22 protein-coding genes and 1 pseudogene are annotated in these 22,343 nt (G+C 47.5%); 12 read left to right on the top strand and 11 right to left on the bottom strand.

Annotation, left to right across the window (positions count from 1 at the left end; translation table 11 throughout):
- The first annotated feature begins 1 nt into the window (after nt 1).
- The 4 genes from G441_RS0117295 (at nt 2) to G441_RS0117280 (ending at nt 3,225) form a co-directional block, all read left to right on the top strand.
- The gene (locus tag G441_RS0117295) at nt 2-1,267 is read left to right on the top strand and encodes a cytochrome b (RefSeq protein ID WP_026377497.1); all 1,266 of its coding nucleotides are present in this window, start codon (nt 2-4) and stop codon (nt 1,265-1,267) included.
- The gene (locus G441_RS0117290; RefSeq protein WP_026377496.1) at nt 1,264-1,995 is read left to right on the top strand and encodes a cytochrome c1; all 732 of its coding nucleotides are present in this window, start codon (nt 1,264-1,266) and stop codon (nt 1,993-1,995) included. Before G441_RS0117295 ends, G441_RS0117290 begins: the two co-directional genes overlap by 4 nt.
- 156 nt (nt 1,996-2,151) lie before the next feature.
- Nucleotides 2,152-2,784 (top strand): stringent starvation protein SspA, encoded by a 633-nt coding sequence (gene sspA / locus G441_RS0117285; RefSeq protein ID WP_026377495.1) that lies wholly within the window; start codon nt 2,152-2,154, stop codon nt 2,782-2,784.
- A gap of 18 nt (nt 2,785-2,802) precedes the next feature.
- A complete protein-coding gene (locus tag G441_RS0117280) occupies nt 2,803-3,225 on the top strand; it encodes a ClpXP protease specificity-enhancing factor (RefSeq protein ID WP_026377494.1) in 423 nt (140 codons plus the stop codon).
- A gap of 35 nt (nt 3,226-3,260) precedes the next feature.
- On the opposite strand, the gene G441_RS0117275 is transcribed toward G441_RS0117280, so the two are convergent.
- From G441_RS0117275 to G441_RS0117260, 4 genes are read right to left on the bottom strand one after another with little or no spacing between them, the layout of a single operon-like run.
- Nucleotides 3,261-3,836, bottom strand: coding sequence for a BON domain-containing protein (locus G441_RS0117275; protein ID WP_051275697.1), 576 nt, complete (start codon nt 3,834-3,836; stop codon nt 3,261-3,263).
- Nucleotides 3,837-3,838: 2 nt separating this feature from the next.
- A complete protein-coding gene (locus tag G441_RS0117270) occupies nt 3,839-4,435 on the bottom strand; it encodes a phosphoheptose isomerase (protein WP_026377492.1) in 597 nt (198 codons plus the stop codon).
- A gap of 30 nt (nt 4,436-4,465) precedes the next feature.
- Complete coding sequence (locus G441_RS0117265) at nt 4,466-4,816, bottom strand: YraN family protein (RefSeq protein ID WP_026377491.1); 351 nt, start codon at nt 4,814-4,816, stop codon at nt 4,466-4,468.
- Between the two features lie 14 nt (nt 4,817-4,830).
- A complete protein-coding gene (locus G441_RS0117260) occupies nt 4,831-6,747 on the bottom strand; it encodes a penicillin-binding protein activator (RefSeq protein ID WP_026377490.1) in 1,917 nt (638 codons plus the stop codon).
- Nucleotides 6,748-6,840: 93 nt separating this feature from the next.
- Between G441_RS0117260 and rsmI the strand changes: the two genes are divergently transcribed.
- Together rsmI and G441_RS0117250 are read left to right on the top strand one after the other, a co-directional pair.
- Complete coding sequence (gene rsmI, locus G441_RS0117255; RefSeq protein WP_026377489.1) at nt 6,841-7,677, top strand: 16S rRNA (cytidine(1402)-2'-O)-methyltransferase; 837 nt, start codon at nt 6,841-6,843, stop codon at nt 7,675-7,677.
- Entirely contained in the window at nt 7,677-8,582 is a 906-nt protein-coding gene (locus tag G441_RS0117250) for a DMT family transporter (protein ID WP_051275696.1), read from the top strand. Before rsmI ends, G441_RS0117250 begins: the two co-directional genes overlap by 1 nt.
- Here the strand turns inward: G441_RS0117250 and G441_RS0117245 are convergent.
- From G441_RS0117245 to G441_RS0117225, 5 genes are all read right to left on the bottom strand, one after another.
- Complete coding sequence (locus tag G441_RS0117245; protein WP_026377487.1) at nt 8,556-9,311, bottom strand: substrate-binding periplasmic protein; 756 nt, start codon at nt 9,309-9,311, stop codon at nt 8,556-8,558. The genes G441_RS0117250 and G441_RS0117245 overlap by 27 nt on opposite strands.
- A 111-nt stretch (nt 9,312-9,422) precedes the next feature.
- Nucleotides 9,423-10,562 carry a carboxynorspermidine decarboxylase gene (gene nspC / locus G441_RS0117240; protein WP_026377486.1) on the bottom strand — a complete coding sequence of 380 codons (1,140 nt, stop codon included), beginning with the start codon at nt 10,560-10,562 and terminating at the stop codon, nt 9,423-9,425.
- A gap of 60 nt (nt 10,563-10,622) precedes the next feature.
- The gene (locus tag G441_RS0117235) at nt 10,623-11,822 is read right to left on the bottom strand and encodes a saccharopine dehydrogenase family protein (protein ID WP_026377485.1); all 1,200 of its coding nucleotides are present in this window, start codon (nt 11,820-11,822) and stop codon (nt 10,623-10,625) included.
- 380 nt (nt 11,823-12,202) lie between these two features.
- Entirely contained in the window at nt 12,203-12,616 is a 414-nt protein-coding gene (locus G441_RS19065; protein WP_051275695.1) for a hypothetical protein, read from the bottom strand.
- A gap of 78 nt (nt 12,617-12,694) precedes the next feature.
- A complete protein-coding gene (locus tag G441_RS0117225; protein WP_026377484.1) occupies nt 12,695-13,603 on the bottom strand; it encodes a 1-aminocyclopropane-1-carboxylate deaminase/D-cysteine desulfhydrase in 909 nt (302 codons plus the stop codon).
- A 185-nt stretch (nt 13,604-13,788) separates the two neighbouring features.
- Between G441_RS0117225 and G441_RS0117220 the strand changes: the two genes are divergently transcribed.
- Nucleotides 13,789-14,328 (top strand): chalcone isomerase family protein, encoded by a 540-nt coding sequence (locus G441_RS0117220; RefSeq protein WP_240485164.1) that lies wholly within the window; start codon nt 13,789-13,791, stop codon nt 14,326-14,328.
- Nucleotides 14,328-14,861: a DUF3833 domain-containing protein gene (locus tag G441_RS0117215; protein WP_026377482.1), complete on the top strand. Its 534-nt coding sequence runs from the start codon at nt 14,328-14,330 to the stop codon at nt 14,859-14,861. Before G441_RS0117220 ends, G441_RS0117215 begins: the two co-directional genes overlap by 1 nt.
- Before the next feature lie 273 nt (nt 14,862-15,134).
- Here the strand turns inward: G441_RS0117215 and G441_RS0117210 are convergent, their stop codons facing one another.
- Together G441_RS0117210 and G441_RS19060 are read right to left on the bottom strand one after the other, a co-directional pair.
- On the bottom strand, nt 15,135-16,487 hold the full coding sequence (locus G441_RS0117210) for a DUF5011 domain-containing protein (RefSeq protein ID WP_026377481.1): 1,353 nt from the start codon (nt 16,485-16,487) through the stop codon (nt 15,135-15,137).
- Between the two features lie 490 nt (nt 16,488-16,977).
- Nucleotides 16,978-17,427, bottom strand: a complete 450-nt coding sequence (locus G441_RS19060; RefSeq protein WP_205622192.1) for a DUF1330 domain-containing protein — start codon at nt 17,425-17,427, stop codon at nt 16,978-16,980.
- 318 nt (nt 17,428-17,745) lie between these two features.
- On the opposite strand from G441_RS19060, the gene G441_RS0117200 reads away from it, so the two are divergent.
- From G441_RS0117200 to G441_RS19860, 4 genes and pseudogenes are all read left to right on the top strand, one after another.
- Nucleotides 17,746-17,955: a hypothetical protein gene (locus G441_RS0117200; RefSeq protein ID WP_156896408.1), complete on the top strand. Its 210-nt coding sequence runs from the start codon at nt 17,746-17,748 to the stop codon at nt 17,953-17,955.
- A 53-nt stretch (nt 17,956-18,008) separates the two neighbouring features.
- Nucleotides 18,009-18,863 carry an AraC family transcriptional regulator gene (locus tag G441_RS0117195; protein WP_240485163.1) on the top strand — a complete coding sequence of 285 codons (855 nt, stop codon included), beginning with the start codon at nt 18,009-18,011 and terminating at the stop codon, nt 18,861-18,863.
- 1,194 nt (nt 18,864-20,057) lie between these two features.
- Nucleotides 20,058-20,282 (top strand): annotated as a pseudogene (locus G441_RS20080) (hypothetical protein); the annotation flags it as partial.
- A 96-nt stretch (nt 20,283-20,378) separates the two neighbouring features.
- A partial coding sequence (locus G441_RS19860) for a calcium-binding protein (protein WP_276201948.1) occupies nt 20,379-22,343 on the top strand: 1,965 nt, incomplete at its 3' end.

Genomic DNA, 22,343 nt, shown 5'->3' with positions numbered 1-22,343 from the left:
TATGTCAGGGTTTCTTAACTGGATAGAACAGCGCATTCCTATGATGCGGGTGGCGAATATGCACGCCATTCAGTATCCGGCACCGCGCAATATGAACTTCTGGTACGTGTTTGGCTTCCTGGCCACCATCGTACTGGTTAACCAAATCCTTACCGGTATCTGGTTAACGATGAACTTCGAACCTTCTGCAGAGCGCGCGTTCGCCTCTGTTGAATACATAATGCGTGAAATCGATTACGGCTGGTTGTTGCGCTATATGCACTCGACCGGTGCATCGGCATTCTTTATCGTCGTTTATCTGCATATGTTCAGGGGCATGATTTACGGCTCTTACCAAAAGCCGCGGGAGTTGCTGTGGGTATTTGGTATGCTGATTTATCTGGCCCTGATGGCAGAGGCCTTTATGGGGTATGTGCTGCCTTGGGGACAGATGTCTTACTGGGGTGCACAGGTTATCGTCTCCCTGTTTGGCGCAATTCCTGTGATTGGACCAGACCTGGTGGTGTGGATCCAGGGCGACTATGTAATTTCAGGCGCCACGCTTAACCGTTTCTTCGCACTGCACGTTATTGCACTGCCACTGGTTATCGTGATTCTGGTGTTCCTGCACATTATTGCGCTGCACGAAGTGGGTTCTAACAACCCGGATGGCATTGCTATCAAGCACAAGAAAGGCTCGCTACCGGAAAGTGAAAAGACTAAGTGGGAAATCCATGAATACTACACCAGCAAATATGACATTGCTGACGATGTAGTACCGTTCTTCCCGCATATCGTGCTTAAAGATCTAATCGCTTTCTCAGTGTTCCTGTTTGCGTTCTGCTACATCATGTTCTTTGCGCCGGAGATGGGCGGTTATTTCCTAGAGAGACCAAATTTTGAAATTGCTAACCCGCTGAAGACGCCAGAGCACATCTTCCCGGTATGGTATTTCACGCCGTTCTACGCGATTTTGAAGGCAGTACCGGACAAGCTGTTTGGTGTCATTATGATGTTTGCCGCTATTGCTGCTCTGTTTGTTCTACCTTGGCTTGACCGCAGTAACGTGCGCTCATGGCGCTATCGCAGCGGCCTGCACAAGTGGAACCTGATCATCTTTGCGTTGGTATTCATCTTCCTTGGATATCTTGGTGGTACACCTCAGGAAAACTGGAAAATTACTGCCTCTCAGTTTGCCACTGTTGCTTATTTCGGCTTCTTTGTCGCACTGTTCCTTTACAGCAAGCATGAGAAGACCAAGCCTGTACCTACGAGGATCCCTAAATGAGAAAACTAGTTGTTTCCCTATTGTTCCTGGTACCTGGGCTGGTGTTGGCTGCAGGTCCGGGCATACCATTAGATAAAGCAAACTATGACCTGACTGACAAAGCGTCTTTGCAACGCGGTGCACAGTTATTTATGAACTATTGTCTGGGATGTCACCAGCAGCAATATCAGCGTTATCAGCGTACCTTTCAGGATATTGGTGTACCGGATGAGCTGGGTCAGGAGTATCTGCAGTTCACCGGTGAAAAGGTGACTGACTACATCACGACAGCGATGCCGCAAGAAGGCGCGGCCAAATGGTTTGGTGCACCACCACCTGACCTGACGCTGGTAGCCCGTGTTCGTGGTGCTGACTGGTTGTACACTTATCTGCGCACTTTCTATGTAGACGAAAGCAAAACCTTTGGTGTGAACAATAAGGTATTCCCCAACGTGGGTATGCCTCATGTGTTGCAGCCACTGCAAGGTACGCCAAGAGAAACGTATGAAGAACGTATGATCGATGGCGAAATGAAGCAGGTTTATGTTGGCCTGAAAGCCGAGGGCGGTAAGCTGTCAGCTGAAGAATACGACCAGGCTATTCTCGATCTGACCAATTATCTGGTATATACCGGCGAGCCTGCCAGACTGGAAGCAGAAAGCATCGGTCGTTGGGTGCTGGTGTTTATCGTTGTGTTGGGTATTTTTGTTTACCTGACCAAGAAGGAATATTGGCGAGACGTGCATTAATTAGCACTAATTTAAGGTATACTTCGCAAAGGGGGCGTTCTCGCCCCCTTTTTGGCATTGTAAGATCGGCGAGAAGCGTAAAGTGGCAAGCATTCAATGCAGCCTATTCTGGCCGGTAGTATAAAAGCGCGTTCATGTTTTTTTGGAGGACCATTAATGGCTGTAGCCACGAATAAACGTTCAATTATGACGTTATTCTCAGACACCTCAGACATATACAGTCATCAGGTGCGTATCGTATTAGCAGAGAAGGGAGTGGGTGTAGAAATCAGCTTTACCGACCCTAACAATCTGCCGGAAGATCTGATGGATCTGAACCCCTACGGTACAGTGCCAACGTTGGTGGATCGCGAACTGGTGTTGTATCAATCACACATCATCATGGAATATCTGGATGAACGTTTTCCGCATCCGCCACTGATGCCCGTTTACCCGGTTTCTCGTGGTCAGAGCCGCTTGATGATGCATCGCATTCAGCAAGACTGGTACTCACTCGCAGAGCAGATCATGAAAGGTGAAGGCGATGTTAATAGTGCACGAAATGAACTTCGTGAGGCGATTTTAAGCATTGCGCCACTGTTTGCAGAGACCCCATTCTTTATGAGTGAAGAATTCAGTTTAGTTGATTGCTATCTGGCGCCGCTTTTATGGCGTTTGCCAGCGCTAGATATTGAGCTGACTGGTGCGGGCAGTAAAGAGGTGTTGGCGTATATGAACCGCATCTTCTCGCGTAACTCGTTCAAAGCCTCGCTGACCGATCAGGAACGCGAGATCCACGATCCGCTGTAAGTGATTATGTCAGAGCGAATGACATCTAATCAGCCCTATTTACTTAGGGCTTTTTATGAATGGATTGTTGATAACAATCTGACACCTTACATCGTCGTTGATGCCACTAAACCTGGGGTAGAAGTCCCTGAAGAGCACATTCGCAACGGTCAGATAGTACTTAACGTATCACCCAGCGCGTGTGCCAATTTGTTGATTGGCAACATTGACGTGACGTTCGAAGCTCGATTTGGTGGCGTCGCTCGACAACTGGTGGTGCCTATTTATGCGGTGTTGGCAATCTATGCCAGAGAAAACGGCGCAGGAACGGTCTTTGCCGGCGAAGAGGAAATGTCAGAGCCTGCTGCTCATGACTTAGATCAGGAAGACGTACCATCTACGCCGTCTCAGGCGCCAAAGCCTGCTAAAAAGGGCAAGCCCACTCTCAAAGTCATTAAATAAAGTCAGAGACTGTGCACGCACAGTCTCTATCTATCTCAAAGAATTTCAAATACTTTAACAACTCTAGCGACACCGTTAATATTGCGGGCAATATCGACTGCTTTCTGCGCTTCCGCCTCGGTGACCAATCCCATCAGAAACACTTCTGAATCTTGCACCGTCACTTTTATATGCAGGCTGCTAATATCAGAGTCTGTCAGAATTTGAGTGCGTACTTTTGAGGCCAGCCACACATCATTGGCCTGAGGGCCCGCGCCAATCGGTTCGGCAACGCGTATTTGGTTGTGGACTTTACGTACGCCTTTGACGGTTTGGGCGATTTTTCCGGCCTCACGTTGCAACGTCTCTGTTGGAATTTGACCTGTGAGTAATGCAACACCGTTATGTACTTCGACATCGATATTCGCTGAGGCTTTAAGTTGCTCATTTTCGCCTAATTTGAAGGCAATACGTGTTTCAGCCGTGGTATCGTCTACTTGTGTGCCTAATGTGCGTCTGTCATTAGCCGATGAAACGACCGCGGCGGCGCCTGCTCCTACGGCGACGACAGCGCAGCTTTGAAGCTGCATAACAACACTAAATATTGCAGTGACAGCTATCCATCTGCGCATGTCTACACGTCCTCTGGTGTTTCCGGAAACAGGCTGTCATCAATGCATTCGCATAAGTTATGGATCACCAGCAGATGCACCTCCTGAATGCGAGCAGTGCGGTTTGAAGGGACACGGATCTCAACGTCATTCTGGCTAAGTAGACCGGCCATTTCACCGCCGTCCTTACCGGTAAGCGCAACGATTGTCATATCACGATTGACCGCAGCCTCCATAGCCTGAATAACGTTGCGCGAATTTCCGCTGGTAGAAATTGCTAATAAAATGTCACCCGGTTGGCCTAACGCACGGACCTGCTTTGAAAACACTTCATCATAGCTGTAATCATTGGCAATCGATGTCAGGGTAGAGGTATCAGTAGTAAGCGCGATAGCTGGCAAGCTCGGTCTGTCCCGCTCGTATCGATTCAACAGCTCGGATGAAAAATGCTGTGAGTCCCCAGCGGATCCTCCGTTGCCGCAGCACAGGATTTTGTTGCCGCGAATTAGCGCTTCGACCATCATGTTCGCCGCGCGCTCAATATGGTTTGGGAGTAACTCCGCAGCGGCAATTTTAGTCTGAATACTTTCGGTAAAGTTTGCTTTGATTTGTTCTATCATCTGTTTTCCACGTTTTTGCTACAGATCGTTTTACACGTTCTGGTACCAGGCTATTCTATCACTACGGATGGCAACCATATCTATTCTGCACGCTGTATAATCCGGATGTAATTCATGGACCTGCATAAACATGGCGATGGCAGCTTCCATCTTGCGCCTTTTGCTGGCATGAAAAGAGGCTTCCGGATCAGCAAAGTATGTATTCTTCCTGAATTTGACTTCAACAAATACCCATTGTTCACCATCGCGCATCACCAAATCCAACTCGCCTCGGCGGCAATGGTAGTTTTGTGCGACAAATGTCAGTCCCTGTTGCTCAAGGTATTTGCGGGCAGCGTGTTCTCCCTCACGCCCCTTACTAAAAGACAGCTCTCCGTGCATATCTTGTTATCCCGTTATTGTCCCGTTGGTCCCTGTGCTTCATTCAGCGACACTTTCTGTACGCCGCTCTCGGTTATTCTGCCCATCGCGAGGGTGCGCTTAATCGTGCGTTGATAGGGTATCGATAGCTCACCGCTTAATCCCTGCTGAGTACTATAGGGCAGGGCTTCAAGCATGGGCGAACTGTATGTTAACAGTAAGGCATCATAACCCATTGCAAACAAACGTTTTAATGCACTGTTGCGTTGAGGCCATAGGTCTTCGCTTAGACGATACAAGTCGCTCTGCTCGTTGTCGGGCAGCATCCATGGCATATCGGTAAAAATCAAATTACGGAGGTCTCGTAAGGTGTTGGGCGACACCTCCTGGCTATAACTGCGCGAGGTTGCGTAAACGGGCACCGCTTCCTGTTTAAACGGACTTAAACTTGCCTCAATAATAGGGTTGAGCAGTTCCGTTTGGTCGGGAGTGGCAAATACAATGAAGGCATCAATATCGCGGCGGTTACGAGGCACATTATATAGGGGCTCACTGAGCATATTTTCAATTTGTCGTATGCGCTGTTCACTTTGCTCGACATCCAGAACCGAGGTCACTGTACTGCGCATATCGTCGTTCTGATTGAAGGTGGCGATGGTCAAGCGCTTGTCTGCATAACGACCGTGTAACGCTGACCATGTTTGCTGGAAAGCTTCTACCATTCGCGCGGGTACACCGCCATCACCGGCTATGATAACCGGTGATGTATAACCTTGCCGGAAAATGTAATTAGCTAACTGCACCGCCTCATCTTCTGGAGCAAGCGCAAAGAACACCCCATCAGCGCTTTCTGGCATCATGTAAGGCTCAACGCGATTGAGTGCGACAAAACGCTGCTCTGGCAGCAGCAATGGTAATAAATCAGAGATTTTGTCGCGGACCAGCGGGCCAATGATGGTGTCATAGGTGCTTACCAGTTCAGCGAGATCATGGGCTGAGCGAAGTGCAGAATTGAAAAAGTGAATTTGCGGTGTTTGCTCAGAACCCACGGACGTGTTGTTTTGATGTGTGGAGAAATAGGCCGCCAGTATGCCATCACGGACTGCCTGTCCCTGATTACCGAGCCTGCCAGTCAGAGGCAGAAGTACCGCTATTCTCTGCGGAGAACGGGGTGTTATCGACAATGCATTAACGACTTCCTGCGGTAGCTGTTGCAGAGGATGGCTCGGATATAACACTCGCCAGCCGTCGATTTCGGACTGTAACACCTGCGGTTCCAGCGCGTAACGTCGGGTCAGCATGGCCAGCTCGAGTTCAGGGCGAAGTGCGGCATTGCGCTGACTCGCGTGCAGTATATCAGCGTCTGAAAGCTGTTGTACGAGCTGCCATATTTGCAGGGCATCCTCATATTTCCCATCGCTGCTAAGTTTGAGTAACTCTGCGGCTTCAAGCCAGCGTCGTTGGTTTATCAAGACTCTTACTTGTAACGGTGCAATATCAGGTAATACAGCGCCATAGTTTGCAATATCATCTAATAATGACGCGACATGCTGATAGTCCGGCTGGGAAGTCTGCAATTCACACTGCACTTCACTTATTACCGCGCGGGCACGGTGTAATGCTGAAGTAAGCTCAGGTCTGAGTAACTGCAGCATCTTGCGTGTTTCTACGCACTGACCTTGCTCAGCAAAAAGCTGAGTGGCATTCAACAGCGTTTCTACAATAGCGTTTTCAGATGCGCCTGACTGCTCGAGCCGGCTGGCATCGTCAATCAGTGAGTATGCAGTCTGCTCAGGGACGGCATCATCTTCAGTGATCACTTCCACCGGTTTGGGGGCAGTCTTGACGCTAGGTGGCGCACTACTACAGGCACTGAGGAGCAGTGCCACAGGGAAAGCCAAATAAACATGACGACGCATGAATGAAGAGCTACCAACACGAAATAAGGACATGCGCCAAGTGTATAGTAAACAAGATAAATTTCTATCCCTCAGGGGCCCTGCTGTACACTTGGCGCATTAAGAAACGATAACAGGCGGATAACTATGCTGATTCAAGGTGGGCTATATGTCGTTGCCACCCCTATTGGTAACCTCGATGATATGACAAAGCGAGCTATTGAGGTACTTACACATGTTGATGTCATTGCCGCCGAAGATACCCGTCACAGTCAGAAACTATTGAGCCACTACAGCATCTCTACCCCGCTACTGTCCTTACATGAACACAATGAACAGCAAAGAAGTGAACAGCTTATTGCAAAAATGCAGCAGGGACAGTCAATTGCGTTGATCAGCGATGCCGGGACACCACTGATAAGCGATCCTGGTTACCAATTGGTTAACCTGTGTACCAGAAATAATATCAGAGTGACGCCCATCCCTGGACCAAGTGCACTGATTACGGCGCTAAGTGCGGCAGGTCTGCCAACCGATCGATTCATCTTCGAAGGATTTCTGCCGGTTAAAAGCGCTGCCAGAGACAAATCCCTTAGTAAGCTGTTAGGTGAATCTGCAACGGTGGTGTTTTATGAATCGCCTCGAAGGATACTGACTACCGTTGAGGCTATCATCAGTGAGCTGGGTGAAGACAGAAGGTTGGTTTTGGCAAAAGAGCTAACCAAAGCCTTCGAGACATTTTTTAGTGGCACAGCGGCCCAGTGCCGAGACTGGCTAGCAGAAGATGATAACCATCAACGTGGCGAATTTGTGCTGATGGTCGGCGGTGCACCGCAGCAATTAGAGGATTTACCGCCTGATGCATTGGCACTGCTAGCCCTCCTTAAAAATGAACTGGCATTGAAAAAGGCCGCTGCGATTGTGGCGCAGCATTATGGATTAAAAAAGAACGCGCTGTACAAACATGCGCTTGAGCATCTTTAGTGTCTGGTTTACAGGAGAATCCACCACAGTCGGGGTTTTTACTGGTGATAGCGGGCACGGTGCTGTTTTCCAGTAAAGCCATTCTGATCAAATTCCTCTACTACTATGACATTTCCCCGCTAGAGTTGCAGGCCCTTCGCATGCTTGCGGTTGCGCCGTGTTATGCACTCATTTTGGGCTGGTTGATATGGCAAAGCGGCTGGCCAGCTATCAGTAAACGTGAATTACTGGGATGCACTTTGGCAGGCATTGCTTGTTACCATATTGCCAGCTACCTCGATTTTGTCGGCCTGGTCTATATTTCTGCCGGACTAGAGCGGATCATTCTGTTTTGCTATCCGTTGATTGCCATTTTGTTCGGTAAATGGTTTTTAAAAGAATCTTTGCCATCCAATGTCTGGTATGCCCTTGCAGCAAGTTATGCGGGTATTATCTTATTTTTCTATGCAGATAGCCTGTTCGGGGGGCAGCAGCTGTTGTTCGGCAGTCTGCTAGTATTCGCGGCAAGCGTGCTGACAGCCTGGTATATGGTCGCTAATCAGCAATATTCCCGTCGCTTTGGCAGCCAGCGATTTACCTGTCTGGCCATGCTTGCCGCCTGTGCTTCCTTACTCTGTCATGCGTTTGTCGTTGAGTCAGTTACTATCTCGCAGTTCACTGGCGAGGTGTACTGGGGAGCGGCAGCGCTAGCGCTGTTTTGTACACTTATCCCTTCGTTTCTGGTCAGCGCTGGCGTGCGCAGAATTGGTGCTAGTCGAGCTGGGGTGGTAGGCACAGTCGGGCCACTATTTACGGTTGTCGTGTCTAACATCATGCTGGATGAACCGGTTACCGGGACCCACCTGGCGGGCTTGCTACTGGTGCTGACTGGGATGTGGTTATTGCGACAGGGCAGGCGTGACTGATAATCCTGCAGGCATCTCAAATATTGACGCTAATTCGCCCGTGCTGCGCATTTTTTTGATTATATTGTTTATGTCGTCGAGCATTTCGAGGGCAGGGGATGCATTTCCTACTCCGACATAAAAGTAGTCGCTTTGTAATGCCTGGTCACTGTGCCCGATAAGGCTGCTTAGGCCAAGTTGTTTTAGCAGGAAGTACCCTGATTCCAGACTGAAAGCGAACAGATCGATACGTTGTCTCTCAAGCATGCCAAACATCTGGCTTTCATGACCATTAATTCTGATCAGTTCAAGCGGTATCCCAGCGTCTACCGCGTTTGATAATGCCTGCTCAGCAAGGTAGCCGTTAATGACACCAATTCTCAGATTGACTAAATCTTTCAGACTTCTCCAGTTGAATCCGCTCGGAAACCGTTCTTTATTGTAAAAAAATACGGCATGGGTCTCGATCACTGGGTCAGAAAAAGTCAAATAAGGTGACGTATTGTCTGCTTTACCGACCAGACTCACTGCATCGGCCCGTCCCTCTTCCAGTTCCTTAAGTGCGCGCTGCCAGGGCATCAATTCGAATTCAGCGTGATAGCCCTCTATCTGGTTAAATACCTTATGGATAAATGCAACAGCACTGCCTCCCTGTATTTCTCCAGTTTGCAGGTTGCCCAGTACAAAGGGCGGAAACGGCGTATCAACAAACTTTACAGCCTTAGACGCAGCATCATGTGCGTTCGCCATGGAGACGCACATTGCTGTAAAAAGTAGGGCTGATAGTCTTAACATCAGAGAAGATAGCGGGTTCGGACTAACTTAAGGTGGTTATCATCCTACACGAACGGCGGTTTTTGTCTATGAGAGGCGGGATCTGAAGTCTTCGTAGCTGAACTGACGCACCAGCTGGAACTCACCGTTGGATTTGAGGATACCAATGGCGGGATGTTCAACACCATTAAAGAACGTCGTTTTCACCATGGTGTAGTGCATCATATCTTCAAAAATGACTCGGTCGCCAGGCTTGAGCGGTGTATCAAAGCTGTAGGTGTCAATCACATCGCCCGCCAGACACGAGTTGCCCCCCAGTTTGTAAGTGTAGGCTTTTTCTCCGGCTTCTCCGGCATTTCTCACTGTCGGACGATAGGGCATTTCGAGCACGTCTGGCATATGCGCAGTGGCGGAAATATCCAGAATGGCAATGTGTCCGTCGTTCTCAACAACATCTACCACTTCACTGACTAGCGGGCCGGTCTGCCAGGCTACTGCTGAGCCAGGCTCCATGACAATATGCAGGTGCGGATGACGTTCACGAAAGGCCTTTAGAGTCGTGATCAGATGTTCGACATCGTATCCTTCGCGGGTCATAAGGTGTCCACCGCCGAGGTTGAGCCATTTCAATTGCGGCAGGTATTGAGCAAACTTCTTTTCTACCGCAAGCAGTGTGCGTTCTGTTGCAAATGAATCACACTCGCACAGGTTATGTACATGAAAACCATCTACACCGCATAGGTCAACGCCTTCCAGTTGACTGACACGAATGCCAAGGCGTGAACCCGGAGCACTTGGGTCATAGAGTTCAGTTGTTGCCTCTCGATGCTCAGGATTAATACGTAGACCGACCGATACCCCAGCCTGTTGAACGGTTTGCTGATAGCGCTGCCACTGGCTAAGACTGTTGAATGACAGGTGACTCACTAATTCGGTAAGCTGTTGAATATCTGTATCTTTATAGGCAGGTGAATAGGCGTGGACTTCCTTGCCCATTTCATATTTTGCTAGTTTGGCTTCCCACACTGAACTCGCCGTACAGCCTTTCAGATATTGGCCGACGAGAGGAAACGCTGACCACATAGAGAAACCTTTTAGCGCCAGAATAATGTCAACACCGGCCTGTCGTTGCACACGCTGCATCAGTTCCAGATTGGCGCGCAGCCTGGATTCTTCCAGTACATAACAGGGAGAAGGAATGGCAGCGCTGTTAATTGGGTCAGTCATCTATCTGCTCCGAATAAATTCACATTCAGATGGTGGGGCAAAGGTTGCCCCACCTTATGCTTATTTTTTGAAAGGACTATCGCACTCAATAACATGCCACGGCAGACCATGTTGGTTGAGCATGTCCATAAATGGATCGGGGTCGAATTGTTCCATATTCCACACGCCAGGCTTCTTCCAGGTTCCATTGAGCATCAGTGCCGCGCCAATCATAGCTGGAACGCCAGTGGTATAGGACACTGCCTGTGCGCCTACCTCTTCATTACATACTGCATGGTCGCAGTTGTTGTAGATAAAGATGGTTTTCTCTTTGCCGTCTTTTATCCCTGTGATGTAAGTACCGATGCACGTCATGCCCGTATAGCCCTCGGCCAACGAGCCCGGATTAGGCAGTACCGCTTTAAGGAATTCAAGAGGCACAATTTCCTGTCCCTGGAATTGAACAGGCTCAATGCTGGTCATGCCAATGCCTTCGAGTACACGAAGATGGTTAAGATAGGCGTCACCAAAAGTCATCCAGAAGCGGGCGCGCTTGAGCGTTGGGAAATGCTTAACCAGCGACTCTAACTCCTCGTGGAACATCAGGTAAGAGGCACGCACGCCAATATTCTGATAGTCGAGATCTTCACGCACACTCAATGGGTCAGTTTCTTTCCACTGACCATCTTCCCAGAAGCGACCGCGCTGGGTGATCTCACGGATATTGATTTCAGGGTTAAAGTTGGTGGCAAACGCCTGACCGTGGTCTCCGCCATTACAATCAACGATATCCAGATAGTGGATTTCATCAAAATGGTGTTTCGCGGCATAGGCCGTAAATACGTTGGTAACACCGGGATCGAAACCACTTCCGAGCAATGCCATTATGCCTTTATCCTGGAAGCGTTGTTGATAAGCCCACTGCCATGAATATTCAAATTTGGCCTCGTCTTTTGGCTCATAGTTAGCGGTATCAAGATAGTCTGTACCGGTCGCCAGACAGGCGTCCATGATAGGTAAGTCCTGGTAGGGTAAAGCCAGGTTGATAAGCAGATCTGGCTGTACTTTCTCAATCAACGCCTGCACCTGTGATGCGTCGTCCGCATCAACAGCAAATACCGCTTTAACCCGATCAGCTCCTACTTCTTGCTGCAACGCTTCGCACTTGGATACCGTGCGACTCGCCAGATAAATTTCATCAAAGTGTTCAGGTAAACGGGCACACTTTTTTATGGTGACAGTAGCAACGCCGCCTGCACCAATAATAAGAACTCGAGACATAGCCATTCCTCTTAGAAATAAACCGGCGCATGCTATCACCAATTTATTCTGTAACCAATCTGTGAACAGAGAAGGATAGTCTGAAATGGCGCTAACGTCAGTAGCTTGGAAATGGAATGGTCGCTGTGAATGCCCCCGGGTTATCAAGCGATAACCGGGGGCTCTCCCTGAAATGCGTGTGGAGGGTGAAAGTTGTAGCCCTGCACGGCTCACCCAAGCATGTTGTTATTATTATTCCCCTTCCACAGCGCGCTTAGATAAAGCATGCTGCAGGCCAATTTTAAAAATATAATAAATTCAATTGGTTGAGGAGGTTTGAAGCATGATGGAGAGGTGTCTTTGCACTGCCTTAGTGAAATCTTGCACCGCTCCGGTTCGCATTAGTCAGATAATAATTTATACGGGAGGCCGATGCGCAAGTCACCCTTATTGAATGAATAGGGAAACAGGTGTGTCTGACTGCTTTTGCCAAGCGTCTCTGTAATGACGATCGTATGGGTCGTGTCACCGCGCTCATCCGTCACCATTGCGTCATACACCAGTACCGATGTTAACTCATCGCAGTGCTCATGAATGTTTACAAGGCGCTGCTGCAATCGTTCGATCAACCGGTATTCGTTACGGGTATCAAGAGTGTCCTCAGCGAAGATGCTGCGATACTGCTCATCAACCTGATAGGCAGCAAATGGAAAAAAGTGGTCGCACTGTTGCAGCATAGAGGTGCACAGTTCAAGGGACGCCTTTATCAAAGGACTGTCGGTAAGCGTTGTCACCGATTTACGTGATAATGCCATCGTCGCACTCCATCAATAACCAGACCGATATTGATTTAACGGGTTCAATTGCAAAATGGATTAACGTACTCGCTTATTCTAGTCTATGCGCGCGCCCTGTAAACCGCCTGTGTGCCAACACAATATCCGGCAGCCGTCGGGAAAATAATGATTGCGCAATAAATGGGTCAGGGCCATCAGCGTTTTTCCTGAATAAACAGGCTCAATATCAATCTCATTTTGCTCTGAAAATTGACGACAGAATGCAGTCAGTTCAGGGGTTGACCGAGCATAACCTCCGCAATGATAGTCATGTAGGATAGTCCAGTTTGTAGCAGTGATATTTTGCTCATCCATAAAGCGCTTTACCAATCCCTCCAGGTAACCCTCACCTTTCAGAACACCAATTCCGATTATAGTGGTTGTCGGTTGACTGGCGGCAATGATGCCTGCCATGGTAGCACCGCTGGCTACAGGGAGGATAATATAATCATAGTGCTGTTCGAGCTCTTGCATCGCTTCTGCGACGCCACCCAGCGCGAGGGGATGCGAGCCGCCTTCGGGGATCATATGGCTGTCTGGATAAGTGTGTTTTACCCAATCGGCGAATGCTGAAGTGTTACGTTCGGCGAATTCTCGTTTAGTTAAGTAGTGCAGTTTTACCCCCCATTCATTCAGGTCTCTGAGCATGGGGGTGAGGTGCTGTGTGTAATCGCCGCGGATCAGCGCGGTGCAATTGATATCCAATTCACGACAGCAATAACCTAATGCATGCAAATGATTAGAGTACCCGCCCCCCAAACTGACGACATGAGCTACGCCGTTTTGCACGGCGTACTCAAGCTGGGGCTGCAGTTTTCGCCATTTATTGCCAGAGACAATCGGATGAATCAAATCATCGCGCTTCAATACCACCTTACAGTTCCCTATATCTTTAAATGTAAGCGGGGTCTCAGCACTGGGGATTTGCATAATTTTTTGCAGGGCTTTGAGGCGCTGTATAGACATGGTATCGCTCAGCGGGTGGATCTTCTGTGAGCAGAAATCATAACGATTTGACAGCCGTCTCGACAATTTTTTACTGAATTAATCGAGCAGAAGGTGATCAAAGCGATATCCGAGCGGGTAAAAACCAACAATCTATCAATAAAATTTTACGCTAATGAAGCGGCAGGTCAGAGGGAGCAGTGCGCATGACATCAAAACCATGGCTGACAATTTCCCTGGTCATCATTGCAATGGGGGGGCTCGCTATGTCAGCACCAGCGTCTGCGATTAACAACATCGTGGGACAGTATTTTGAACAGGCCGAAAAAGTTGGCGAAGGGCGGATGACGTATCTTTTTTGGGATGTTTATGATGCCCGCTTGTATGCGCCGCAGGGTAAGTGGCAGGAAGATGGGCCTTATGTTCTTGAATTACACTACCTTCGAAGCCTCGATGGTGAGGCGATAGCGGAACGCTCGGTTGAAGAAATACGCAAGCAAGGCTTTGACGATAACGCGATATTGTCTGACTGGCTGGAGCAGATGCGAAATATTTTCCCCGACGTTAACAAAGGCGTCACTCTGGTTGGTATCGCGGATCAGAACCAGCATACCCATTTCTATCGCAATGACGAGTTGATTGGTAGCGTGCCTGATCCAGAATTTACCCGCCGATTTTTTGGAATATGGCTAAGTGAGAATACCTCAGAGCCGTCGCTCAGAAAGAAACTATTAGGAGTGAGCTAATGAAGTTTATAACTGTCGTGTTGATTACATTATGGCTGACTGGCTGTGCGGGCTCTATTGAAGGTGAACAATATCAGAACATTGGCCCAAAATTTGACTTACAAGGGTTTTTTAACGGTGATGTAAAAGCGTGGGGCATTGTTCAGGACAGGTCTGGCAACGTGGTTCAGCGTTTTACGGTAGATATCGCTGGCTCTATGCAAGACGGCAAGCTGGTACTAGATGAAACCTTTGATTATGCAGTAGGTGAAGGGCCAGAAAAACGTATCTGGACTATTACTGCAAAGGGCGACAATGCGTTTGAAGGTCAGGCGTCTGATATAGCTGGCCCTGCTCAGGGACGCGTGTTCGGCAACGCGCTGTATTGGCAATACGAGATGGACCTGCCTGTGAGTGGCAGCACTTACCGAGTTAACTTTGAAGACTGGATGTGGGCATTTGATGACAAAACGCTAATGAATCGGTCATACATCAAAAAGTTCGGTATCACGTTTGCCGAAGTGACGCTGTTTATGCAGCGGCAGTCTGTTTAAGACGAATACCTGCCCGTCATCCTCGTGAAATCGAGGATCCCATAAAGACAAGAAGCCAGCCCGTCTCTACCGCGAAGGCGGTGGTCTGTTGAAGACAATTTGCAGATATTGTCGCAAGAGATTTCTCAGCAAACGCTTTGTGCCAATTAGTGTAAATCAAGATGACGAAACTGAACTGGAGTAAATTACAGTATTTAGTTTTTACTGGTCCTTTCAGGAAGTGAGTGCTATTCCATCCAGCAACAACCTATAATACTGATGACAACTAGAGTGTTACTGTCCTGAAATAGACTTCTTAAGTCCTTCAGCTAGTGTGGGTTGCGCATTAACAAGACGCTTTTCAATTGATTCAGCGTAATAGTCCGCTTCATAACGACCTTCAAAGTCGTCTGGCCAACTGTTCCTGTCAAACCACTGGTGTGACTCCACTTCCAACCCGAATTCTGGCCAGGTTCGATAAAGGTGGTGCATAAATTCATGTTGAAACCACTGGGGATGATAGGCGCGACGCTCAACAACCGAGTATTGACCAAACCCAAGGTGCTCTGGCTTACGGATAAACCAGGCATCATCAGAAATAAATACAGGCTTTTCACCAATCAGTCCCATTCCACCTGTAATAAACTCCTTGTTGAATCCCGAACCATCGCCTGGCACAGCTGATGGCACGACGACCATCCACATGTCCGTCTGGTTTCTTATCGTATCTGGCACAGAACCAATGACCTGATAAATATCTGGGTAACTGAATACCAAATCACCATCGTCTGCTGTGCTGACATACGAACAATCATCAGACTCATAAACCTCCAACGTCAATTCGCTACCGAGGGTAATGGCTTTAACCCAGCGACGAAACAGGTCGGTTGCCTCAAACAATATTTGGTAATCATTTTGCAGAAGTCTCTGATCGATATTCACGCCAACAACTTCAACTTCAAAGTCAGGTAATGTAAGTCGCTCAACCGTCGCACATAGTGACATGACCGCGGTTAACCTGAGCTCTTGCATGGTGACAATGTCGCCTTGCGTAGTGATATCTTCCAGCATGCGCAGTCCATAATAGGCGACAGGGTAACCGACGTTCAGACCAAACAAATCATATCCATTGGTCCAGCTATTTTGTGAAAGTGGCTGCTGAGCGAAAATGTCCTCGACGATTTCTTTTGCTGTCTGGAAATCGTCATTGATCAAAGCATCCTGACCATAAATTAGCGCTTCTAGACCTTTGCTGTAACTCTCAGGAAGTGACGCTCGGTTCGCGGTTGACGTGTAAAAGTCGACCATACTGGAGCCCACAACGGTTACAGAACGGCCTGCCACAGAACGGTTGCCTGCGCTGTCTGTAGCTGTGTAAGTTATTTGATAGGTGCCCAGATTATCTGCATCAACCATTCCAGATATCTCAACGGTTATTTGACCATCGGTATCGTCTGATGCATTAGCTCCCTGCTCGATGTAATCCGTCCCCAGCTCGTGGATCACCAGTGCTTCTCCTACGATTGTGATTACAGGAGGTGTGTTGTCCCTATTGGGTTCTGGCTGAGGTGCAGAGACGTCGTCTCCTCCACCTCCTCCACAAGAAAGCAGCAGAAACAGTATCGTGCTGAAGAAGATTACTTTCATTTTGATTCTCGAGTATACGCCGACTTTATCTCGATGTTAGCGAGCATTCGAAAGACCATTTGCCATAAAAAGTTCATAAATCGCTTCTCTTACAACTGAAAGATAGCTCACCTTGAGTCTATAGCCCAAATGTTGAACGCAGGTTTTACTCTAGACGCCTTTAACTATCGCATTCAGCTTCAGACAAATTTATGCTCGTCACCCTCGAGAAATCGAGGATCTCAAAAAGACAACAAGCCGACGTACAGATTTTCGGTTTAGTACTACAGGCTTGTGCTATTTGGCGACTGTGGTAAACAAAGCTCTGAATAAGAGCTTTTTTGGGGTTAGTGGACGTTCGAACCTCGATTTGGCTTGATATAGATGAGAACAACATCACCATAGTCGTTTGTAGGAGAACTTGGTCACCCCGGCCGAAACATGAAATAGGCTGTACTTAGATTCACAAACCAAATTGAGCCAGCAAATTAGAGGGGCTGTTGAAGCCCAACTAGCTTTTTTGACGTTGTCCAGCCGATGGCTGCAACAGCGAGCTTATAGGTAAAAGTCTTGAATCCACCAGCGCTGCTTCTCTGTGACCCGCGGCTTTTCGAATATCTGGATTGCTCGCAAAAGAAAGAAATGCCGCCAAAGAATGCTGCTTAACCAGCATTACCATATCCCAAATTTCGTCTTGTGGACCAATAAAGAATTGAGAGGCGTTTCCCAATAACAACACTTCACCGCCACTTTCTTTTAAAATAGGGTGGGTGTCATCTATATACATTCGATAGGCTTCTCTACCCGATATAGGTTTAGTTGGCTCTAACTCTGGATGGCTCGAATAGTCAGCAGTTTCCTTAAATCTAAGTAGATTCAACATTACAATCTCTTTCTGCATAGATTGAGAAAATAACGTTCTCGCGGCCTCGTCTGTTGGATGAAGATAATGCGGATTCACTTTAATCTCCCTCTTGGCCTATTTTTTTGACATTTTGCTGCGTCGGTATGCATAGATACGTTTTACAATCGGAATTAACTCTTTTCATCGCTTGCGCTCTCTCTTTGACTTGAATACAGGCTAATCTGTTGTGCTACTGGGTAGCTTGGTGACTCAATTACCTCGAAGAGATAATGAATGTGAACTTTACTTATCCGTTATGAACTTAACTTTTCAATTCTTGCTAATAAGGCCGCTTGAAAAGCAATATTGGAAAATTCCACTCGCTCACTTAACGGTAGGCTTGCCTTTGGTCGGTTTACATAAAAGGTGTACAAAGTGAAATTTAAAAAGTTGCCCTTAAGCTTCGTTATCGGGTTATTGTTTTTACTCTCATTGATATTCGGTTCTGAGGAATACAAGCTCTTGAGTGAAGAGGCAAATGCTGGAGTGAACCTGCTCATTAGTTTTGAGGACTGCTGCGCATTGCAGGTGGGGTTTACCCCTAAGCGTTTTTTGGTTGCTATCAAGCTCGGGGGTTCTAAATGAATCCCGCATATAAACGACGAATTATAAAGGCTTTGGAATACATAGAGTCCCAATTGGCAACCCCTCTGAGCTTAGAGATAATTTCAGAGCACTGCCACTTCTCACCATTTCATTTCCATCGAATTTTTAGTGGTGCGATGAATGAAACATTAAACAACTATATTGCTAGAAGACGACTGGAAAAGGCGGCTAACTTTCTCGTATTTAAAAGAGATAAGAGTATTACCGAAATTGCTTATGACTGCGGTTTTTCTTCTAGCGCTAATTTCTCTAGAGCGATAAAACAGTACTTTGGTTATACGCCAAAAGAAATACGGCAACCCAAGAACGAAGACATATCAAGACTAGGGCGTATTTTTGATAAGTACGGTAAAGTTTTTGATCCAACTGATTTTTATCGTGAAAAGACTGCCATTAAGACTTCATATGATGCATCGATAATTGTTGAAGTGAAGGAGCTTGCCACCATGCGACTTGCGAAGCTGAAGTCAACTAGAGGATATCAATCCGATTCATTATTTCAAACCTGGGATGATTTATCCAAATGGGGGGAGCTTCAGAATATCGCGCTTGAGAAGCAATTCAGATTGGCATGGTGCTACGACAACCCTGCGGTTACACCCTTAGATAAATGCAGATATGAAGCCTCCATTGAAGTGGATAATGACACATCGATTGCGGAGCCTTTTACGGAAGCATATCTACCTCAAGGAAGCTATGCTTTTCTCCATGTAAAAGGTACGTCTGAAGATGTCAATCACGCACAAAAATACTTATTCAGTGAATGGTTACCCTACAGTCGTTTTGAACCCGACAACCTCCCCATGTTGGAGCATTACATAAACGATGTAAGAATCGATGGTTTAATCGAAACTGAAATAATACTAAAGCTCAGGAGGTTGGGTTGAATTACCGCAAACACGCTTGTGACCGAGCGCTGTGCCCATAACAACTAAACATTTCGATGTGCTGACTTGTTGGTGCAGGCAAATGCGAGTGTTACGGCTTTCTTCAAAAGCGGGCGTTATGATTTCTTAAACTGGGTTAGGTTAGGCTTGAATTGAAACGTTCGTAAATAGAAAGGAATAAAACCTGATAGTCTTCTCATTCGTTGAACCAGACGCCAAACAGAGGAAAAAGGAGAGACAGCAAATCGCTCAATCCTGCTGTTTGTATTTAGATACTTCAACGGCGGCTTTACGTACGCAGCCGAAAGTAAGCCTCTACTGACTTCAACAGACAAGCAGCAAACGTTCAAGGCGTTGTTTGATACATTATTTTGGTATGAGGTTTTCGCCACATTGCGGTCTTTCAAAATACTCAATGTTTAAAGTAGGCACTACCACTTCTCGCAAACTACACACGTCACAAACAGGCAATGCCTTCAGTCACCGGTGCAACCCATTGGCGTGGTTCAATTAATAGTAATGAACAGGCAGAAATTTTGTTTCATTGTAAGACCTAACATATTAAATCAAACTTTTGCCTTCCATTGTTTCTATAGCTTTATCCCTCTCTCGTGCTAACTAAACGAAGAAACGGATCTTAATTATTCGCTAAGCTAAGGTTCGGTGTGGAATGGACACACATAGTGCAAAAAACAAGCGCATTAGTGTCGGTTATTTTTACATGTGACGTGAATAAATAATCGATAAAATCCATTTTATCTAATTTAAACAATCACATGCGAATCGTGGTTCGTTTTTTGCTAACGCCTAAGCCCAACAACATTGCTAGAAATGCTTTTATTGCATTTGCCTTAGAAAATATACAAAAAAAGACGTTTCAACAGGTAAACAGCAATTAGAGATTTTCAGATCAAACAATGTGAGTGTACATGGCTTTTCTGTAGCGGCTGTTAATTTCACTTAAATTTGCATTTGGATTTGCCAACTGTGCTCCTAGTGCCCTTTTCAGCAGCAAATACATTAATACATGTTTTGTCAGTTAAGCGTTTAGCTGTCTTTGACACTAAACGTGTGGTGGTCGTGCCATACCGACCATGAAACATAGTGATACTTTTTGTTTTGAAAACGCGGCCAGCCCAATCTGCTGAACATGTTTGCCTGAGCCGTTGCTAACAGGTCTATAAACTTAGGAACATGATTTTGCATCATCGTAAACTCTCTAGAAGTATAAAAGTCGCTCTACTCCTTATTGGCTCTAGCGCTGCTTATCAAGCTCAGGCTTGTACAACATACATCAACGGAACTCCTTCCTCAGAATGGATAGTTGGAGACGATTGTAACAACCTAATTTTTGCATTGGGTGGTAATGACTTAATTTTTGGAAGTTATGGAAGTGACATCATAATTGGTGGCGATGGGAACGATACTCTTAGCTATAATGGCGCCTTTAGAGTAGATGCTAACCTAAGTACAGGGGTAACGGAAAAATATTTCTCAACTACCCTGATAGATACATTGAAAAGCATTGAAAACCTAACCGGCTCTATTTACAACGACACCTTAACTGGCAATGCTGAGAATAATATTTTACGCGGTGGGGATGGCGATGACGCGCTTTATGGCGAAGGCGGCAATGACACGCTGGACGGGGGGTTTGGGAATGACGTGCTCTCTGGTGGCTCAGGCAATGACAGGTTATATGGTAACAGAGGTGATGACACGCTGGATGGTGGCGATGGCGATGACTTTTTAAGTGGGGCGGATGGCAACGACACCGCCAGCTATGCTTCTGCTTCAGGCGGCGTAGCGGTAGACTTAAACCGCACTTATTATCAAAATACTGGTGGATCAGGTTTAGATTATTTGCTTTCAATAGAAAACCTAATCGGCTCTGACTACAACGATACCCTAATCGGCAATGCTGGCAATAATGTTTTAAGCGGTGGGGCTGGCGATGACGCGCTTAATGGTGGCGATGGCAGAGACACGCTTTATGGGGGAATTGGCAATGACACGTTAGATGGTGGCGATGGCGATGACTACTTTAATGGTGGCGAAGGCAATGACACGCTTTATGGTCGCGCTGGCGATGACACGCTTCATGGGTGGGTTGGCCATGACAGGATTTATGGTGGCTATGGCCATGACAGGATTTATGGTGACGATGGCGATGACACGCTGCATGGTAGCGATGGCGATGATACGTTATATGGTGGCGCTGGCGATGACGCGCTTAATGGGGGGTGGGGCATTGACACGCTTTATGGGGGAATTGGCAATGACACGTTAGATGGTGGCGAAGGCTTTGACTATCTGGATGGTGGCGCTGGCGATGACGCGCTTCATGGGGGGGGGGGCATTGACAGGCTTTATGGGGGGATTGGCAATGATACGTTAGATGGTGGCGATGGCTATGACCGAGACTGGCTTTATGGTGGGGATGGCCATGACACGCTTTATGGTCGCGCTGGCGATGACACGCTTCATGGTGGCTCCGGCAATGACATGCTAGATGGCGGCCCTGGCAATAACGCGCTTTATGGTGAGGATGGAAATGACAACCTTTTTGGGTGGTGGGACGATGACTACCTTGTTGGTGGGGCTGGCGATGACACGCTTAATGGCGGGCTTGGGAATGACTTCCTCTCTGGTGGCGACGGCAACGACACAGCCTCCTATTTCTATGCTTCAAGCGGCGTAGTGGTAAACTTAAATCACACTAATCTTCAAAATACTGGTGGATCAGGTTTCGATAGTTTGAAGTCAATAGAAAACCTAACCGGCTCTCGCTACAACGACACCTTAACTGGCAATGCTGAGAATAATATTTTAAGCGGTGGACATGGCGATGACTGGCTTTTTGGTGGGGATGGCAATGACGCGCTTAATGGGGGGTGGGGCAGTGACATGCTTAATGGTGACGGTGGCGATGACACGCTAGATGGTGGCTATGGAAATGACTTTTTAGATGGTGGCGCCGGCAACGACACCGCCAGCTATGCTTCTGCTTCAAGCGGCGTAGCGGTAAACTTAAACATCACTAATCATCAATATACTGGTGGAGCAGGTTCCGATAGGTTGATTTCAATAGAAAACCTAACCGGCTCTGACTACGACGATACCTTAACCGGCAATGCTGGCAATAATGTTTTAAGCGGTGGACATGGCGATGACTATCTTGATGGAGGTCGCGGAAATGATGTCCTCTATGGTGGGGATGGCAATGACGCGCTTAATGGTGGCGGTGGCGATGACACGCTAGATGGTGGCGATGGCGATGGCGATGATACGCTAGATGGTGGGGCTGGCAATGACGCGCTTTATGGCAAAAGCGGCAATGACAATCTGGATGGGGGGCTCGGAAATGACTTTGTTCATGGCGGAAACGGCCATGACACCCTGGATGGTGGGCTTGGGAATGACTTCCTCTCTGGTGGCGCCGGCAACGACACCGCCTCCTATGCCTCTGCTTCAGGCGGC

It is taken from the genome of Aestuariibacter salexigens DSM 15300, from assembly GCF_000429145.1.
GTDB classification, from domain to species: Bacteria; Pseudomonadota; Gammaproteobacteria; order Enterobacterales; family Alteromonadaceae; genus Aestuariibacter; species Aestuariibacter salexigens.
This window is presented reverse-complemented; position numbering and strand designations above follow the sequence as displayed.

Coding starts and splice junctions, on each gene's coding strand:
- G441_RS0117295 (WP_026377497.1), top strand. CDS start 2: ATGTCAGGGTTTCTTAACTGGATAGAACAGCGCATTCCTATGATGCGG.
- G441_RS0117290 (WP_026377496.1), top strand. CDS start 1,264: ATGAGAAAACTAGTTGTTTCCCTATTGTTCCTGGTACCTGGGCTGGTG.
- sspA (WP_026377495.1), top strand. CDS start 2,152: ATGGCTGTAGCCACGAATAAACGTTCAATTATGACGTTATTCTCAGAC.
- G441_RS0117280 (WP_026377494.1), top strand. CDS start 2,803: ATGACATCTAATCAGCCCTATTTACTTAGGGCTTTTTATGAATGGATT.
- G441_RS0117275 (WP_051275697.1), bottom strand. CDS start 3,836: ATGCGCAGATGGATAGCTGTCACTGCAATATTTAGTGTTGTTATGCAG.
- G441_RS0117270 (WP_026377492.1), bottom strand. CDS start 4,435: ATGATAGAACAAATCAAAGCAAACTTTACCGAAAGTATTCAGACTAAA.
- G441_RS0117265 (WP_026377491.1), bottom strand. CDS start 4,816: ATGCACGGAGAGCTGTCTTTTAGTAAGGGGCGTGAGGGAGAACACGCT.
- G441_RS0117260 (WP_026377490.1), bottom strand. CDS start 6,747: ATGTCCTTATTTCGTGTTGGTAGCTCTTCATTCATGCGTCGTCATGTT.
- rsmI (WP_026377489.1), top strand. CDS start 6,841: ATGCTGATTCAAGGTGGGCTATATGTCGTTGCCACCCCTATTGGTAAC.
- G441_RS0117245 (WP_026377487.1), bottom strand. CDS start 9,311: ATGGCGAACGCACATGATGCTGCGTCTAAGGCTGTAAAGTTTGTTGAT.
- nspC (WP_026377486.1), bottom strand. CDS start 10,562: ATGACTGACCCAATTAACAGCGCTGCCATTCCTTCTCCCTGTTATGTA.
- G441_RS0117235 (WP_026377485.1), bottom strand. CDS start 11,822: ATGTCTCGAGTTCTTATTATTGGTGCAGGCGGCGTTGCTACTGTCACC.
- G441_RS19065 (WP_051275695.1), bottom strand. CDS start 12,616: ATGGCATTATCACGTAAATCGGTGACAACGCTTACCGACAGTCCTTTG.
- G441_RS0117225 (WP_026377484.1), bottom strand. CDS start 13,603: ATGTCTATACAGCGCCTCAAAGCCCTGCAAAAAATTATGCAAATCCCC.
- G441_RS0117220 (WP_240485164.1), top strand. CDS start 13,789: ATGACATCAAAACCATGGCTGACAATTTCCCTGGTCATCATTGCAATG.
- G441_RS0117215 (WP_026377482.1), top strand. CDS start 14,328: ATGAAGTTTATAACTGTCGTGTTGATTACATTATGGCTGACTGGCTGT.
- G441_RS0117210 (WP_026377481.1), bottom strand. CDS start 16,487: ATGAAAGTAATCTTCTTCAGCACGATACTGTTTCTGCTGCTTTCTTGT.